Genomic DNA, 15,675 nt, shown 5'->3' on the forward strand with positions numbered 1-15,675 from the left:
AAACCAATAAGTTACACTATTATATTTTACAATGGCTAACCATCAAAAAGATTTCTTATTTGTATTAATAAAATCGCTTTCGAAATCTGAAAAAAGACAGTTTAAAATTTTTGCAAGCCGATTAGAAACAAGTTCGAACACCAAATTCATCGAATTATTCAACATTTTAGATAAATCTGAAACCTACGATGAAAAGCTTATTTTAAAAAGCGGAATCATCAAAAAAGTACAGCTATCTAACTTAAAATCATATTTGTACAAACAAATTTTAGTCAGTATTCGACTGAATATTCCCAGCCAGAATATTCGGTATCAATTGCGTGAACAAATAGATTTTGCCGTTATTCTTTATAATAAAGGATTATACAAACAGAGTTTGAAAATTCTGGATAAAACAAAAATCATTGCGCTTGAAAATGATGAAAAATATATGGCGTATGAAATTGTTGAATTCGAAAAACTAATAGAATCTCAATATATTACACGAAGTATTCAGGGTCGCGCCGATGAATTGGTGATTCAGGCAAAAGAATTGAATTACAGAAATACAATCTCAAGCAAATTATCAAATTTATCACTGCAATTGTACGGAATCATGCTGAAAACTGGTTACGTAAAAAGCGATGAAGAATATAAATATATTGACGATTATTTCAATAAACATATTGCAAAACTTGACGAAAGCAAATTCGGTTTCCGTGAGAAATACTGGTTTTACAATGCCAATCTTTGGCGCAGTTTCCTTGTTCAGGATTTTCTGGCGAGTTACAAATACGCTTATAAATGGGTTACCTTGTTTTATGATAATCCGAATATGATTTATCAAAATCCGGTATTCTTTCTAAAAGGAAATCATTACTTTTTAGAGTCTTTATATATGTTGAAATACAAATCGAATTTCAAGAAATATTTAACTCTTATGGAAGAAACCATTGAGGATCCTAAATTTCCTGTAAATGACAACATTGCGTCACTATCATTTTTATATATTTACAATAACAAGCTCAATTTACATATTCTCGAAGGTACTTTTGCCGAAAGCGAATATTTGATTCCGGAGATTTTAGAAAAATTAAAAATTCACAGCGAACATCTCGATGAACATCACGAAATGTTGTTTTTCTATAAAATTGCTTCTATTTATTTTGGAAACGAGAAATACACAGAATGCATTTATTATTTAGATAAAATCATCAATAACAAAAACTTAACCATGCGCGAAGACTTAATGTGTTTCGCCAGACTTTTGTCGTTGATCGCACATTATGAATTAGGAAAAGATTATTATTTAGAAAATAATATAAAAAACACTTATAAGTTTCTAATAAAAATGAACGACTTACACGAAGTTCAAAAAGAGATTATTAAGTTCCTGAGAAGTCTAAATAACCTTTATCCTGCCGATATTAAAAAGGAATTCAAAAAAATGCATACCCGTTTTGTAGAACTTGAAAAAAATACTTACGAAAAAAGGGCTTTCCTTTATTTAGACATTATTTCCTGGCTGGAAAGCAAAATCGAGAATAGAAAAATTGCTGATATTATTAAGGAAAAGGCGAAGTTGAATAGCCGTTGATCCATAAAATTCCAATTTTTTAAATTCCAAATTCCAACGCATATGAGAAACCCGACAGGTTTTAAAACCTGTCGGGTTTAACTTTTAAGGCGTTTTATCTGCAATAGCAACAAACCGTAGTTCCAGGCTGACATACATCTCCTCTGCCCGGCGTATTCGAAATAACTCCTCCCGCTTCGCCGCATAATATAACGCATAAAGGAATTCCTCCAGAAATAGATTTTTGAGCATTTTTACTTAAAATTTCAATGTTTTTTAGGTTTTTTAAAGTTTTCATAATTTGTTTGATTTGATTTTGATTTCCTACTCTTAAGCTTTTCGGATTACGCTTTATTTATTCATTTTCAGATTATTACAATCTAAAGTAGAAAAATAAAACGGTAATATTCGTACAAATAATATAATTAACACAATGAAGAAATCTTAATAAAAATTCCAATATTTAAATCCCAAATTCCAAATGATTTGCGCAAAGGTCTTTGCGCAAAATTATTGCATAAAAAATCCCAAACTCCATCAATTGGAATTTGGGATTTTGAAATATTGGAATTTAAAAAAAGTTTATTCCACTATATTAGAACTCGTTACATAAAAATCTTTATCAACTTCTAAAGTTCTGTTTTCATTAGTAGTTTTCTCAGATTGCCATTCTGTAGTTGGTTTCAACCATGTTTCTACGCCGTTAATTTTCACTTTTACTGGCATATCAAACTTCGAAACACAATTTGTCCAATGATAGCCCAATGTTCCATTCTTAAAAATATATTCAAAAACCGGAATTTGAGTTGTAGTCAAATATTGTGCAAAAACTCTGTTGAAATTAATTCCAGATTGTGTATTGATATAATCTTCAATTTGTTTAGAAGTTACCGTTTGATGATAAAACGTACTGTTTAAACCTCTCAAAATCGATTTCCATTTTGCATCATCATTTATAATCTGACGAATCGTGTGCAGCATATTTGCACCTTTTGGATACATATCGCCAGATCCTTCATTATTTACATCATAATGTCCAATAATTGGCGTGTCGTTATGAATGTTTTTTCTGCATCCTCTTACATATTCAGCTCCGGCTTCTTTACCATAATAATATTCCACAAAAAGACTTTCAGAATAGTTTGTGAAACTCTCGTGAATCCACATATCAGCAATGTCTTTATACGTAATATTGTTCGCAAACCATTCGTGACCTGATTCGTGAATAATGATAAAATCAAATTTTAATCCCCAGCCTGTTCCGCTTAAATCACGACCTAAATAACCGTTTTTATATTCATTTCCGTAAGTTACGCTACTTTGGTGCTCCATACCTAAATAGGGCGCTTCTACCAACTTGTAACTGTCTTCGTAAAACGGATAAGGTCCAAACCAGTTTTCAAACGCTTTTAGCATTCTTGGTGCATCTTTAAATTGTTCTTTGGCTACAGCCAAATTATCACGCAAAACATAATAATTACAATCTAAATCACCTTTTTCGCCTTTATATTTCTCAGAAAAATTAACGTAATCACCGATATTGATGTTTACACCATAGTTATTAATTGGGTTCGAAACATACCAATTAAAGGTTTTAGTTCCGTCTTTTTGTTTTTTAACGCTTTGTAATCTTCCATTAGAAACATCCGTTAAATCTCCCGGAACATTTACGCTAATCAACATATTTTCGACTTCATCATACATATGATCTTTGTTTGGCCACCAAATACTTGCGCCTAAACCCTGACAAGATGAAGCGATAAAATCTTTTCCATTTTTATCTTTTTTCCATGTAATTCCTCCATCCCAAGGTGGTTTAATGGCTTCTTTAGGTTTTCCGCCAAATGAAATTACGATTTCTTTCGTTTCACCTACTTTTTGAGCAGCTACTAAATCTATAAAAAAAGCATTTCCGTCTCTTTTAAACTTCAATTCTTTTCCATCCTGCGTTACTTTGTAAATTTGCATTGGTTCCTGCAAATCAATCTGCATTTTGTTGTAGGAAGTCAAAACTGTATAACGAACGGTATTTGAACCTGTAATCGTTTTTTCAGAAGGATTTACCTTAACATCAAGATGATAGTATTTTAAATCCCACCAGGCTCTTTCTTTTGTAATGCTTCCGCGAAGTGTATCCTGATGTGTAAAAACCGTTTCAGACTTGTTTAAAAGCCCTTGTGCATTTGTAGTAAAACAAACCAAAAAGGCAATAAAAAAGCCTCCAAAGTAATTTTTCATAATGGTAGAAATTGAAATAATAACGTATTTATAGAACTTAATCTTCACAAAAGTAAACATTCGAATTAAGTTTTCTCAAATTTTATGATTTAGGGATAAAAAAGAAACCCAATAAGTTTAATATTTGTTGGGTTTCTTTCTAAATATATTAGAAACCTAATTTGTAATATTAAATTCTGTGATATAAAAGTTTTTATCAGCGACTAAAGTTGGTTTATCTCCTTTTGCATCCACTACATTCCAGTCTGATGTTGGTTTTAGCCAGGTTTCAACTCCGTTTAAAGTTACTTTTAATGGTAAATCAAAGTTTTCGACACAGTTTATCCAATGATAAACTAGTTTTTGATCTTTAAAATAATATTCAAAAGTAGGCACATTTGGCGTTCTTAAATATTGATTAAAGACATTACTAAAATCAATTCCTGCTTGTGTACTAATGTAATCTTCAATTTGTTTTGTAGTAACCGTTTGGTGATAAAATGTACTATTCAGGCCTCTTAAAATCGATTTCCATTTTGCATCATCGTTTATGACCTGACGTATCGTATGAATCATATTTGCTCCTTTTGGGTACATATCTCCAGATCCTTCGACGTTGACATCATAATAACCAATAATTGGTTTTTTATTGGTTATTATTTTCCTGATTCCTCTTATATACTCATTCGCAGCTTCTTTTCCATAATAATATTCCACAAAAAGCGCTTCAGAATAAGTTGTAAAACTCTCATGAATCCACATATCAGCAATATCTTTATACGTAATATTATTGGCAAACCATTCATGACCGGATTCGTGAATAATGATATAATCATACTTCAATCCCCAGCCGCTTCCGCTCATATCGTTGCCATTATATCCTTTTGTAAAGTTGTTTCCATAAGTCACACTACTTTGGTGCTCCATTCCTAAATACGGCGCTTCTACCAACTTGTAACTGTCTTCATAAAAAGGATAAGGCCCAAACCAGTTTTCAAAGGCTTTTAGCATTCTTGGCGCATCCTTAAAATGTTCTTTGGCTACAGCCAAATTATCACGTAAAACATAATAACTACAGTCTAAATCGCCTTTTTCGCCTTTATATTTTTCAGAAAAATTTACGTAATCTCCAATATTAATGTTTACACCATAATTATTAATCGGGTTCGAAACATACCAATTAAAAGTTTTAGTTCCGTCTTTTTGTTTTTTCACACTTTGTAATCTTCCGTTAGAAACATCCGTTAAATCTCCGGGAACATTTACGCTAATCAGCATATTTTCCACTTCATCATACATATGGTCTTTGCACGGCCACCAAACACTCGCGCCCAATCCCTGACAAGTTGAAGCAATAAAATCTTTTCCGTTTTTATCTTTTTTCCACGTAAGTCCTCCATCCCACGGCGGGCGAACGGCTTCTTTTGGTTTTCCTCCGTAAAATATTACAACCTCTTTTGTTTCTCCAACTTTTTGATTTTCAATTAAATTGATGAAAAATGCATTTCCATTTCTTTCAAATTTTAATTCTTTTCCATTTTGAAGCACTTTATAAATTTCCATTGGTTCCTGCAAATCAATCTGCATCGTACTATTTTCTGCTAAAACCGTATAACGAACTGTGTTAGATCCTGTAATGGCTTTCTCAGCCGGATTTACTTTAATATCAAGATGATAATATTTCAAATCCCACCAGGCTCTTTCTTTTGTGATGCTTCCGCGTAAAGTATCCTGATGTGTGAAAATCGTTTCGGACTTATTCATAAGTCCTTGAGCATTGGCAGCAAAACCAATTAGAAAAGCTATTATAACACTCCCAACGTATTTTTTCATTATAAATTAAGTTTTTGAATTAGTTATAATATTAGTATATTTTTTTAATTTATGTTACAGATTTGTATTCATATACAGTATTGTTTTTTATTTTAGCTAAAATTTACCAGTTTTATGAAATTTAGCTCATTTTTATACCTTTTAACATTCCTATATTCAGTAAATAATTATTCCCAGACATTTCCTATTCATAAAAAAAATGATAAAATAACAATTGACGGTGATTTAATTGATTGGAAAACCCCATTTCTAGGGCCTTTTGTAATTCATAATTCCGGAGAAAAAGCTACTCAAAACACAATGGTTTCACTTTCGTGGAATGACGAAAACCTTTATATTGCCTATCGTACTGAAGATTCTAAAATAATTGGAAGTTCACAAAAGAAAGATTCTAAAATATATGAAACGGATGATTTGGTTGAAATTTTTCTGGATCCCGACGGAAACGGGCAAAATTATCTGGAAATTGGAGTAAACGCTTTTTCTGCAAATTACGATATGCTAATCAAATGCCCATCATCAAATTGTGGTGGCTGGAAAGCTTCAATGGCTTTTGATATTTCAGAAATGGAAGCTGTAAGTAAAACAACTCCCGAAGGTTTTTGTACCGAAATTAAAATTCCCTTTTCGAGTTTAGAAAAGATAAAAAACGGCAATTTTATTCAACCGAAAATCGGCACAAAGTGGAAAGGAAATACTTTTAGAATTGATTACGGTAACACAACAGAATATCTTGCATTACAATATTATAAGAGTTTAAAATTTGGTTTTCATCAACCGCAGGAATTTGCGGTTTTTGAGTTTGTGGAATAGCGATGAAATGGGACGCGGATGACGCGGATTCGCTAAAGCGAAAACGCAGATTAACACGGATTTTTCTTTTTATTATTGTCAGACTGAGCGGAGTCGAAGTCCCGCAAAGTTATTCAGCAAACGGGCTTCGACTTTTCGCTCAGTCTGATACTCAACTTCGCTACCAATGACAATTAAAATAAAAAATCCGTATGAATCCGCGTCTTTGCATAGCAAATCCGTGTAATCTGCGTACCATGACAAAGATTAATTACTTTCTTTAAACTACTTCTGACGCTTTTTCAAAACATCCACAACATCATTCAACTGAAAACCTTTGGCCTGCAATAAAATCAAATAGTGAAACAATAAATCAGCACTTTCGCTAAGAAATAAATCGTCGTTATCATCTTTGGCTTCAATCACAACTTCTACAGCTTCTTCGCCCACTTTTTGAGCAATTTTATTGATTCCTTTTTCGAATAAGGAAGCTACATAACTTTTCTCTGAATCAGCGTTTTCTCTTCTAATTTTAATTGTGTCTTCTAATTGAGAAATAAAACCGTAGTTTTCTTTGTTTTCTTCCTGCCAACAAGTATCAGCGCCAGTGTGACAGGTTGGTCCAACAGGTTTTGCCTGAATTAAAAGTGTGTCGCCGTCACAGTCATTTTTGATACTTACCAGATTCAAAAAATTGCCACTCTCCTCGCCTTTTGTCCAAAGTCTTTGCTTAGAACGGCTAAAGAAAGTTACTTTTTGAGTTTCAATTGTTTTTTGAATCGATTCTTCGTTCATATAACCCAGCATCAAAACATTCTTTGTTTCAGAATCCTGGATAATTGCCGGAATCAATCCGTGTGAGCTTTTTATATCTATGTTCATAATTATTTTAGATTTTAGAGTTCAGATTTTAGATTTCTACACTCTATGATTATTTCTTTTAGAATTCGACTTTCGGCTTTAAATCTCCCAGCTAAATTCTTTATTCTATTCTCTTTATTTTATTCTCTTGCTTCTTGCTTCTAAATCCTTACCTCAATATCATTCTTCCTAAGTTCTTCTTTCAACGCCTTAATTTCAATCTCCTTAAAGTGAAAAACACTCGCCGCCAAAGCCGCATCTGCTTTTCCTTCTTTAAAAGAATCAACAAAATGCTGAATATTTCCTGCTCCGCCAGAAGCAATAATCGGGATATTAATTAAAGTTGATAATTTAGCCAAAGCTTCGTTTGCAAAACCGTTTTTAGTGCCGTCATTATCCATTGAAGTGAATAAAATTTCACCTGCACCACGTTCTGCCACTTCTACCGCCCAATCGAATAGATTTAATTCAGTTGGAACTTTTCCGCCAACCAAATGCACAATCCATTGTCCGTCAATTTGTTTAGCATCTATAGCGACGACAACACATTGGCTTCCAAACTTCTGAGCCAAATCATTAATCAATTGCGGATTTTTTACTGCCGATGAATTAATAGAGACTTTATCAGCACCGTTATTTAGCAGGATTTCAACATCTTCAACAGATGAAATTCCACCGCCAACCGTAAACGGAATATTAATTTTTTCGGCCACACTTCGCACCATATTCACCAACGTTTTTCGACGTTCTTCTGTTGCAGAAATATCGAGAAAAACCAATTCATCGGCTCCTTCAGCCGAATAAATTTCTGCCAGTTCTACAGGATCTCCTGCATCGCGCAGGTCAACGAAATTAACGCCTTTTACGGTTCTTCCGTTTTTTATATCCAAACAAGGAATGATTCTTTTTGCTAACATTAATTTAATGTGTTAATTTGAGAATTAGATAATTAGATAATTTTTCACGAAACGCATAAAATTATCTAATTATCTAATTTTCTCATTATCTAATTTTCTTTACTCGAATACAGGACTCAAGAAAGTTCTCTCGTAACTGATAATACATCTGGTATCTTCTGCAAGTTTAAAAGCTTCTACGCATTCTTTATCATCTTTTGAAAACATTTGCTTTCGGTAATTTTCATAAGCTGTTAAACTCGGAAAAGAAAACAATGCATAAGCAATATTATTTGCTCCTTCCGAAGGCATAAAATAACCATGATGCTGCCCTCCCAAACGATTTACAATCTTAATCCATCTTTTGCCGTAATCCTCAAAAGCTTCTAATTGATAAGGATCTATAACGTATTTTAAGTGACAAGTTATCATAATATATTTTTAATGTGACAATGAGATAATTAGTCAATTAGATAATTTTAAGCGTATTTAAATAATTATCTAATTGACTAATTATCTAATTAATTCTCATTTTCTAATTATGTAGTTCTCCAATTGTTTAAGAGTAATTCTACCTTCATAAATTGCTTTCCCAATGATTGTTCCTTCACATCCTAATTCAGCTAATTTAGGCAATTCGTCAAAAGTTGAAATTCCACCCGAAGCGATTAGTTTTACACCTTTGGCTTCTGCTAAAATTTTCTCGTACAAATCAAAACTTGGGCCTTCCAGCATTCCGTCTTTTGCAATATCGGTACAAATAACGTACTGAATTCCTTTAGTCTGATAATCCTGAATAAACGGAATCAAATCTTCATTTGAATCTTCTAACCAACCTGAAACCGCTATTTTTTCGTCTTTTGCATCAGCGCCCAAAATAATTTTATCCGATCCGTATTCTGAAATCCATTTTTCGAAAATCGCTCTGTTTTTTACGGCAATACTTCCACCGGTTATTTGATTTGCTCCGCTTTCAAAAGCAATTCTCAAATCGTCATCTGATTTTAAGCCTCCGCCAAAATCAATTTTCAAACTGGTTTGATTCGCAATTTGTTCTAATATTTTATAATTAACAATTTTGCTCGATTTTGCTCCGTCAAGATCTACTAAATGTAAATATTCTATTCCGTGCGCTTCAAATGATTTCGCTACTTCAAGCGGATTTTCATTGTAAATTATTTTGGTATCGTAATCCCCTTTTGATAAGCGAACACATTTTCCGTCGATGATATCTATGGCTGGTATTATTCTCATTTTTGATATTTTAGATTTTAGAGTTCAGATTTTAGATTTTCTGAAAACTATTGTTTTTTTTATTCTTTTTTAATTCAAATCTATTTCTAAATCATTATTGAAGTAACTTTTCCAAAATTCAATAACATTTTTAATTTCTTCATTGAAATTCAATATCATTCCATCTTCCAATTCTATTTCTAATCTTGAAACATCAAAATCATCACTTGAAAAGTCAGCTTTACAAAAATCACCTTCATGCATATTAGTTGTTCGTATTGATGCTTTAGGTCTATCAAGGTTATTATGTTTTGAAGCATTTGCGATATCATGCATGATTTTCAAAGAGTTGCATCTTGGATATAATGAATTTCTTAAATCTCCAATATTATAATAGCCATGAATATTTCTAAATTCGACAAGGATCCAATCAAAAATATGCCAAGCATTAGTACATAAATTATTTGCTTTATATTCGATCAAATCGTCTTTCAGAAAATCTTCATATTCGAGTATTAATTCTTTTAGTTTTTTTGTTGAATTATCAATAAATGATTTAGCCATAACTTACAACTTAAGAAAATTATCAAGTATTTTCTCCCCAACCGCTCCGCTTTTTTCCGGGTGAAACTGAGTTCCGTAGAAATTATCTTTTTGCAAAGCCGAAGCATATTCCAGTTCATAATCCGTAGTAGCAATGGCTTCATCGCAATTTGGGGCGTAAAAACTATGCACCAAATACATGAATTCATTCTCAGAAATTCCTTTAAATAAATCCGATTTTAAATCATAAATCTGGTTCCATCCCATTTGTGGCACTTTTACTTTTGAAGTAAATTTAATAACATCAACATCAAAAATCCCCAGACCTTTGGTATTTCCTTCTTCAGACGAATTACACATCAATTGCATGCCAAGACAGATTCCCAAAACCGGTTGTGTCAATTTCGGAATCAAATTATCCAAACCGCTTTCTCTAAGTTTAGCCATAGCCGAACTTGCCTCACCAACACCAGGAAAAATAACTTTATCAGCGGCCAGAATTTCTTCGGGATTATTACTCAAAACCGCCTTAAAACCCAGTCTTTCAATAGCAAACATAATGCTCTGAATATTTCCTGCCCCGTAATTTATAATTACTATTTTCATTATCTTTTGTTTCAGGTTTCAAGTTTCAGGTTTCAGGTTGCTCTGCAGAACTTGAAACTTGAAACTTGAAACAATTTTTAACCTAAAGCATTCCCTTTGTCGAAGGCAAAATCATTTTTTCTGTATCTCTTTTCACCGCTACTTTTATCGCTTTCGCAAAAGCTTTAAAAATCGCTTCAATTTTGTGATGTTCGTTTGTTCCTTCGGCTTTGATGTTGATGTTTGCTTTTGCACCGTCAGAGAAGGACTTAAAGAAGTGATAGAACATCTCTGTTGGCATTTTACCTACCATTTCGCGTTTAAATTCCGTTTCCCAAACCAGCCAGTTTCTACCGCCAAAATCAATCGCAACCTGCGCTAAACAATCATCCATCGGAAGGCAAAATCCGTAACGTTCGATTCCTAATTTATTCCCTAATGCTTTGGCAAAAACTTCGCCTAAAGCAATTGCGGTATCTTCAATCGTGTGGTGTTCATCAACCTCCAAATCACCTTTTACCAAAATTTCCAAATCCATTTGACCGTGACGCGAAATCTGATCTAACATATGATCAAAAAAAGCGATTCCGGTTTCGATTTTACTTTTTCCGGTTCCGTCCAGATTCAAATCGATAAAAATATCCGTTTCATTGGTTTTACGCGTAATCGATGCTGAACGCGCTTCTAGTTTCAAAAACTCATAAATTCTCTTCCAATCTGTTGTCTGCAAGATAATTGTATCGTTCAGTTCCTCTCTTTTCAACGAAATTTCATTACTTCCAATTCCGTCAGTCATATTCATGAAAATCGCTTTTGCGCCAAGGTTTTTCGCCAATTCAACATCCGTTAAACGGTCTCCCAAAACAAAAGAATTCGCCAAATCGTATTGCGGATTATTAAGATATTTTGTCAACATTCCCGTTCTTGGCTTGCGTGTTGGCAAGTTATCTTCCGGAAAAGATCGGTCTACAAAAATCTCATCAAACAAAACTCCTTCATTTTCAAAGGCTTTTAAAATAAAATTTTGTGTCGGCCAAAACGTATCTTCCGGAAAACTATCCGTTCCCAAACCGTCCTGATTGGTTACCATTGCCAATTCGTAATCTAATTCATTGGCAATTTTAGCCAAATATTGAAAAGCTTTTGGATAAAATTCTAGTTTATCCAAAGCATCTAACTGATAATTTTCTGGTTCTAAAACAATCGTTCCATCACGATCGATAAAAAGTACTTTTTTCATATTTTATTATTTTGGGCGTGTCCCTCCGGGTCGGGCTTTCGGCTATATCTTTTGTTCCGTTCCACTTCACAAAAGGATACCGCCTCTATCCCTCACGCAAAACGGTTTTCGGGATATTTATCAATTCAATTTTTTTACCACTAATTACGCAAAATTTTATTTCACGCACATTTTAAAAGATTTGAGCAGATGCACACAGATTATTTATAATTAAAGATCAAAATAAATCTACTTTAATCTGCCAAATCTGCGTGAAAAAAAATCATTTTAATCTGTGAAATCTGTGGCTAATATTTTTTCTAGCTTAATAACTTTAATTCTTTAATCAAAATAGCATTTTCCTCAGGAATTCCAATCGTAAAACGCAGACAGTTTTCGCATAAAGGCTGTGTAGTTCTGTTACGAATTACAATTCCTTTTGCAATTAATTCATCGTATCTTTTGTTGGCATTGTCTACTTTCACCAAGACAAAATTAGCTTCTGTTGGGTACACTTTTTCAACAAAACTTACTTCAAGTAAAACTTTAAGCAACTCTTCTCTTTGCTCAATAATAGAAGCTATTTCTTTTTTTATTTTATCTGAATATTTTAAACGCTCAATTGCTCTTTGCTGCGTTAATTCGTTTACATTATACGGCGGTTTTATTTTGTTTAAAACTGCAATTACAGCTTCTGATGCATAACAAATTCCCAGACGAATTCCTGCCAAACCGTATGCTTTTGAAAGCGTTTGTGTAATGACCAAATTTGGATATTCATCAATTTCTGTTAACCAGCTTTCCTTGCCCGAAAAATCAATATAAGCTTCATCAATTACAACCAAACCTTTAAAATTCTGAAGCAATTTTACCACGCTTTCATCAGAAAAAGAATTTCCTGTTGGGTTATTTGGCGAACATAAAAAAATGATTTTTGTATTTTCATCTACAGCTTCTAAAATTTTCTCTACTTGTGGCTGAAAATCTGTCGAAAGCAAAATTTCTCTATTTTCTACCGCATTAATATTTGCCAAAACACTGTACATTCCGTAAGTTGGCGGTAGTGAGATAATATTATCTGTTTTTGGCTCACAAAAAGCTCTGAAAAGTAAATCTAAAACTTCATCACTTCCGTTTCCTAATAAAATCTGACTTGATTTTACCATTTTATTCTTTGCCAAAATCGCCTTAACAGAACTCTGCTGCGGATCAGGATAGCGGTTTACACCATTTTGAAACGGATTTTCATTGGCGTCCAAAAAAATCATTTGTGCCGTATCAAAGTCTTCAAACTCATCTCGCGCAGAAGAATACGGTTTTAATGTTTTTACGTTTTCACGTGTTATTGTATTTATATCAAAAGTGCTCATATTTTAAGTTTTACTCCTGCAAGGTTGCTCAAACCTTGTAGGTATGTTTATTATAGGAATCAAAATTATAAGTCTGGTATGCTATACCTACAAGGTTTTGAAAACCTTGCAGGATAACGATTACTTCAACGATTGTAATCTCAAGGTAACAGCATTTTTATGCGCCTGCAAACCTTCGGCTTCTGCCATAACTTCAATGGCTTTCCCGATATTTTGAATTCCTTTTTCTGTTATTTTCTGAAAAGTCATTGATTTCATAAAACTATCCAGATTAACACCGCTGTAATTCTTTGCATATCCGTTTGTTGGCAAAGTATGATTCGTTCCGGAAGCATAATCTCCTGCACTTTCAGGCGTATAATTCCCAATAAAAACCGAACCGGCATTTACGATTCCGTTGCAATAGAAATCATCAAATTCTGAACAAATAATAAAGTGTTCCGGTCCATATTCGTTGATTAAATCCAAAGCGATCTGATCGTTTTGCACATAAATCAATTTTGAATTTTCAATTGCTTTTTTGGCAATTTCTTTTCTGGGAAGTTCTTCAATTTGAATTTGAATTTCGTTTTCGACAGCATCAATTAATCTTTTCGAAGTCGAAACCAAAATAACCTGACTGTCTGTTCCGTGTTCTGCCTGAGATAATAAATCTGAAGCCACAAATGCAGGAACGGCAGTATCATCGGCCACAACTAACAATTCTGATGGCCCTGCAGGCATATCAATCGCAACACCAAACTGGGTTGCCAATTGTTTTGCCACGGTTACAAACTGATTTCCCGGTCCAAAAATCTTGTATACTTTTGGGATTGATTTCGTTCCAAATGTCATTCCGGCAATCGCCTGAATCCCGCCTACTTTTAATATTTTGGTAACGCCGCACAAATTGGCTGCGTATAAAATTGCCGGATTAATTTTTCCGTTTTTATCCGGTGGCGAACATAATACAATTTCTTTAGAACCTGCAATTTCTGCAGGAACGGCAAGCATTAAAACGGTCGAAAACAAAGGCGCCGTTCCACCCGGAATATACAATCCTATTTTCTGAATTGGACGTTTTTCCTGCCAGCAATTTACTCCTTCAATTGTTTCAATAGAAATTCTGTCTGTTTTTTGAGCCGCATGAAATTTATAAATATTGTCTTTTGCTAACTGAATCGCTTCTTTTAATTCGTTTGAAATTAAACTAATAGCTTCTTCAATTTCTGCCGGAGTAACTGCGTAGTTTTCCAAAGTAATTCCGTCGAAAATTGAAGTGTATTTTGCAACAGCTTCATCGCCTTTTTTCTGTACTTCTTTGAAGATTTCTTTTACCGTAACTTCGATATCATCGATTGTTTTGGTTGGTCTTTTTAATATTTCTGACCAGGTTTCTGGTTTTGGATTGTCTATTTTATTCATTTATTTTTTGCTTTAAGCTATAAGCTGTAGGCTTTAAGCTTTATTAACTTTATATTTTTTTGGCTTAAAGCATATTGCCTAAAGCCTAAAGCGGGCAAAGCCCTAAAGAACCATTTTCTCAATTGGGCAAACTAAAATTCCTTCGGCTCCGGCTTCTTTTAATTTATCAATTACGTCCCAAAAAGTGTCTTTATCAATTACAGAATGTACACTGCTCCAGCCTTCTTGTGCCAATGGCAGAACGGTTAAGCTTCGTAAAACCGGTAAAATTTTTCCAATTTCATCGATTTTATCGTTTGGTACGTTCATTAAAATGTATTTTGAATTTCGGGCTCTTAAAACAGATTGTATTCTGAATTTTAAAGTATCGATGTGTTTTTGAATCTCAGGAGAAACTTTTGGTGAAACGGCTAAAACAGCTTCACTTTTCAAAATCACTTCGACTTCTCTCAAATTATTTTTGAATAAAGTGCTTCCGCTTGAAACAATATCAACAATAGCATCTGCAAGACCAATGTTTGGTGCGATTTCTACAGAACCTGAAATTTGGTGAATATCAACACTTAAACCAAAAGAATTAAAGTATTCGTTTACCGTATTTGGATAGGAAGTTGCAATACGTAAACCTGCTAAATCCTGAATCGAATTGTACTCAAAAGTTTTAGGAACAGCTACAGAAACTTTACATTTTGAGAATCCCAGTTTTTGGATTACTTCAATATGTTTTCCTTTTTCTACTAATAAATTATCACCAACAATGGCAAGATCTACTACTCCATCAATTAAATACTGAGGAATGTCTGAGTTTCTCAAGTATAAAACTTCTAAAGGAAAATTGGAAGCTTCTGCTTTTAACTGATCGTTTCCGTTATTGATCGAAATTCCGCAATCTTTTAGAATCTGAATGCTGTCTTCGTTTAAACGACCTGATTTTTGAATTGCAATTTTTAAAGTACTCATTTTTTTAGTTTTTGTTGAATTAATAGTTTGAGTACAAAGGATAAGAATTAAAAAACCCGTTTGATGTACTCAAACGGGTTTTAAAATATGATGATTTACATGCATACCATTAACACATCGCCTGAGAGCAATAATGAAAATGATGATGATGTAATTGAATTGAAATCATGATTTGTGTTTTGTTTTATTCTTTGATTCGGTTGCAAA

Annotated in this window: 15 protein-coding genes; 2 read left to right on the top strand and 13 right to left on the bottom strand. The window is 33.3% G+C overall.

All coding sequences use genetic code 11. The features are described 5' to 3' along the window. Positions 1 to 31 precede the first annotated feature (31 nt). Positions 32 to 1,576 carry a hypothetical protein gene (locus RT99_RS22695; RefSeq protein WP_042567007.1) on the top strand — a complete coding sequence of 515 codons (1,545 nt, stop codon included), beginning with the start codon at positions 32 to 34 and terminating at the stop codon, positions 1,574 to 1,576. A gap of 94 nt (positions 1,577 to 1,670) precedes the next feature. Here RT99_RS22695 and RT99_RS22700 read toward each other — a convergent pair whose 3' ends face one another. From RT99_RS22700 to RT99_RS22710, 3 genes are all read right to left on the bottom strand, one after another. Continuing rightward, complete coding sequence (locus RT99_RS22700; protein WP_042567008.1) at positions 1,671 to 1,853, bottom strand: hypothetical protein; 183 nt, start codon at positions 1,851 to 1,853, stop codon at positions 1,671 to 1,673. 284 nt (positions 1,854 to 2,137) lie between these two features. Then, positions 2,138 to 3,793 carry a M1 family metallopeptidase gene (locus RT99_RS22705; protein ID WP_042567224.1) on the bottom strand — a complete coding sequence of 552 codons (1,656 nt, stop codon included), beginning with the start codon at positions 3,791 to 3,793 and terminating at the stop codon, positions 2,138 to 2,140. A 156-nt stretch (positions 3,794 to 3,949) separates the two neighbouring features. Next, the gene (locus tag RT99_RS22710; protein ID WP_042567009.1) at positions 3,950 to 5,605 is read right to left on the bottom strand and encodes a M1 family metallopeptidase; all 1,656 of its coding nucleotides are present in this window, start codon (positions 5,603 to 5,605) and stop codon (positions 3,950 to 3,952) included. A gap of 114 nt (positions 5,606 to 5,719) precedes the next feature. Here RT99_RS22710 and RT99_RS22715 point away from each other — a divergent pair, with 114 nt between their 5' ends. Then, positions 5,720 to 6,418, top strand: a complete 699-nt coding sequence (locus RT99_RS22715) for a carbohydrate-binding family 9-like protein (protein WP_042567010.1) — start codon at positions 5,720 to 5,722, stop codon at positions 6,416 to 6,418. Between the two features lie 264 nt (positions 6,419 to 6,682). Here the strand turns inward: RT99_RS22715 and hisIE are convergent, their stop codons facing one another. From hisIE to hisG, 10 genes are all read right to left on the bottom strand, one after another. After that, entirely contained in the window at positions 6,683 to 7,282 is a 600-nt protein-coding gene (gene hisIE / locus RT99_RS22720) for a bifunctional phosphoribosyl-AMP cyclohydrolase/phosphoribosyl-ATP diphosphatase HisIE (protein WP_305809598.1), read from the bottom strand. Between the two features lie 137 nt (positions 7,283 to 7,419). Then, complete coding sequence (gene hisF / locus RT99_RS22725; protein ID WP_042567012.1) at positions 7,420 to 8,175, bottom strand: imidazole glycerol phosphate synthase subunit HisF; 756 nt, start codon at positions 8,173 to 8,175, stop codon at positions 7,420 to 7,422. Between the two features lie 99 nt (positions 8,176 to 8,274). Further along, entirely contained in the window at positions 8,275 to 8,586 is a 312-nt protein-coding gene (locus RT99_RS22730) for an NIPSNAP family protein (protein ID WP_042567013.1), read from the bottom strand. Between the two features lie 96 nt (positions 8,587 to 8,682). After that, positions 8,683 to 9,408 (bottom strand): 1-(5-phosphoribosyl)-5-[(5-phosphoribosylamino)methylideneamino]imidazole-4-carboxamide isomerase, encoded by a 726-nt coding sequence (gene hisA, locus RT99_RS22735; protein ID WP_042567014.1) that lies wholly within the window; start codon positions 9,406 to 9,408, stop codon positions 8,683 to 8,685. A 69-nt stretch (positions 9,409 to 9,477) separates the two neighbouring features. Beyond that, the gene (locus RT99_RS22740) at positions 9,478 to 9,951 is read right to left on the bottom strand and encodes a hypothetical protein (RefSeq protein ID WP_042567015.1); all 474 of its coding nucleotides are present in this window, start codon (positions 9,949 to 9,951) and stop codon (positions 9,478 to 9,480) included. A 3-nt stretch (positions 9,952 to 9,954) separates the two neighbouring features. After that, on the bottom strand, positions 9,955 to 10,536 hold the full coding sequence (hisH, locus tag RT99_RS22745; RefSeq protein WP_042567016.1) for an imidazole glycerol phosphate synthase subunit HisH: 582 nt from the start codon (positions 10,534 to 10,536) through the stop codon (positions 9,955 to 9,957). Between the two features lie 82 nt (positions 10,537 to 10,618). Beyond that, positions 10,619 to 11,755, bottom strand: coding sequence for a bifunctional histidinol-phosphatase/imidazoleglycerol-phosphate dehydratase HisB (hisB, locus tag RT99_RS22750; RefSeq protein WP_042567017.1), 1,137 nt, complete (start codon positions 11,753 to 11,755; stop codon positions 10,619 to 10,621). A gap of 299 nt (positions 11,756 to 12,054) precedes the next feature. Then, positions 12,055 to 13,104: a histidinol-phosphate transaminase gene (gene hisC, locus RT99_RS22755; protein ID WP_042567018.1), complete on the bottom strand. Its 1,050-nt coding sequence runs from the start codon at positions 13,102 to 13,104 to the stop codon at positions 12,055 to 12,057. Between the two features lie 120 nt (positions 13,105 to 13,224). Next, positions 13,225 to 14,508, bottom strand: a complete 1,284-nt coding sequence (hisD, locus tag RT99_RS22760) for a histidinol dehydrogenase (protein ID WP_042567019.1) — start codon at positions 14,506 to 14,508, stop codon at positions 13,225 to 13,227. Between the two features lie 102 nt (positions 14,509 to 14,610). Continuing rightward, the gene (hisG, locus tag RT99_RS22765; RefSeq protein ID WP_042567020.1) at positions 14,611 to 15,468 is read right to left on the bottom strand and encodes an ATP phosphoribosyltransferase; all 858 of its coding nucleotides are present in this window, start codon (positions 15,466 to 15,468) and stop codon (positions 14,611 to 14,613) included. Positions 15,469 to 15,675 lie beyond the last annotated feature (207 nt).

Source organism: Flavobacterium sp. MEB061, from assembly GCF_000834715.1.
GTDB classification, from domain to species: Bacteria; Bacteroidota; Bacteroidia; order Flavobacteriales; family Flavobacteriaceae; genus Flavobacterium; species Flavobacterium pectinovorum.

Excerpts from the sequence above, each read along its gene's own strand:
- hisB (WP_042567017.1), bottom strand. The coding sequence starts at position 11,755 with ATGAAAAAAGTACTTTTTATCGATCGTGATGGAACGATTGTTTTAGAA.
- RT99_RS22710 (WP_042567009.1), bottom strand. The coding sequence starts at position 5,605 with ATGAAAAAATACGTTGGGAGTGTTATAATAGCTTTTCTAATTGGTTTT.
- hisC (WP_042567018.1), bottom strand. The coding sequence starts at position 13,104 with ATGAGCACTTTTGATATAAATACAATAACACGTGAAAACGTAAAAACA.
- hisA (WP_042567014.1), bottom strand. The coding sequence starts at position 9,408 with ATGAGAATAATACCAGCCATAGATATCATCGACGGAAAATGTGTTCGC.
- hisH (WP_042567016.1), bottom strand. The coding sequence starts at position 10,536 with ATGAAAATAGTAATTATAAATTACGGGGCAGGAAATATTCAGAGCATT.
- hisF (WP_042567012.1), bottom strand. The coding sequence starts at position 8,175 with ATGTTAGCAAAAAGAATCATTCCTTGTTTGGATATAAAAAACGGAAGA.
- hisD (WP_042567019.1), bottom strand. The coding sequence starts at position 14,508 with ATGAATAAAATAGACAATCCAAAACCAGAAACCTGGTCAGAAATATTA.
- RT99_RS22715 (WP_042567010.1), top strand. The coding sequence starts at position 5,720 with ATGAAATTTAGCTCATTTTTATACCTTTTAACATTCCTATATTCAGTA.
- RT99_RS22700 (WP_042567008.1), bottom strand. The coding sequence starts at position 1,853 with ATGAAAACTTTAAAAAACCTAAAAAACATTGAAATTTTAAGTAAAAAT.
- RT99_RS22740 (WP_042567015.1), bottom strand. The coding sequence starts at position 9,951 with ATGGCTAAATCATTTATTGATAATTCAACAAAAAAACTAAAAGAATTA.
- hisG (WP_042567020.1), bottom strand. The coding sequence starts at position 15,468 with ATGAGTACTTTAAAAATTGCAATTCAAAAATCAGGTCGTTTAAACGAA.
- RT99_RS22695 (WP_042567007.1), top strand. The coding sequence starts at position 32 with ATGGCTAACCATCAAAAAGATTTCTTATTTGTATTAATAAAATCGCTT.
- RT99_RS22730 (WP_042567013.1), bottom strand. The coding sequence starts at position 8,586 with ATGATAACTTGTCACTTAAAATACGTTATAGATCCTTATCAATTAGAA.
- RT99_RS22705 (WP_042567224.1), bottom strand. The coding sequence starts at position 3,793 with ATGAAAAATTACTTTGGAGGCTTTTTTATTGCCTTTTTGGTTTGTTTT.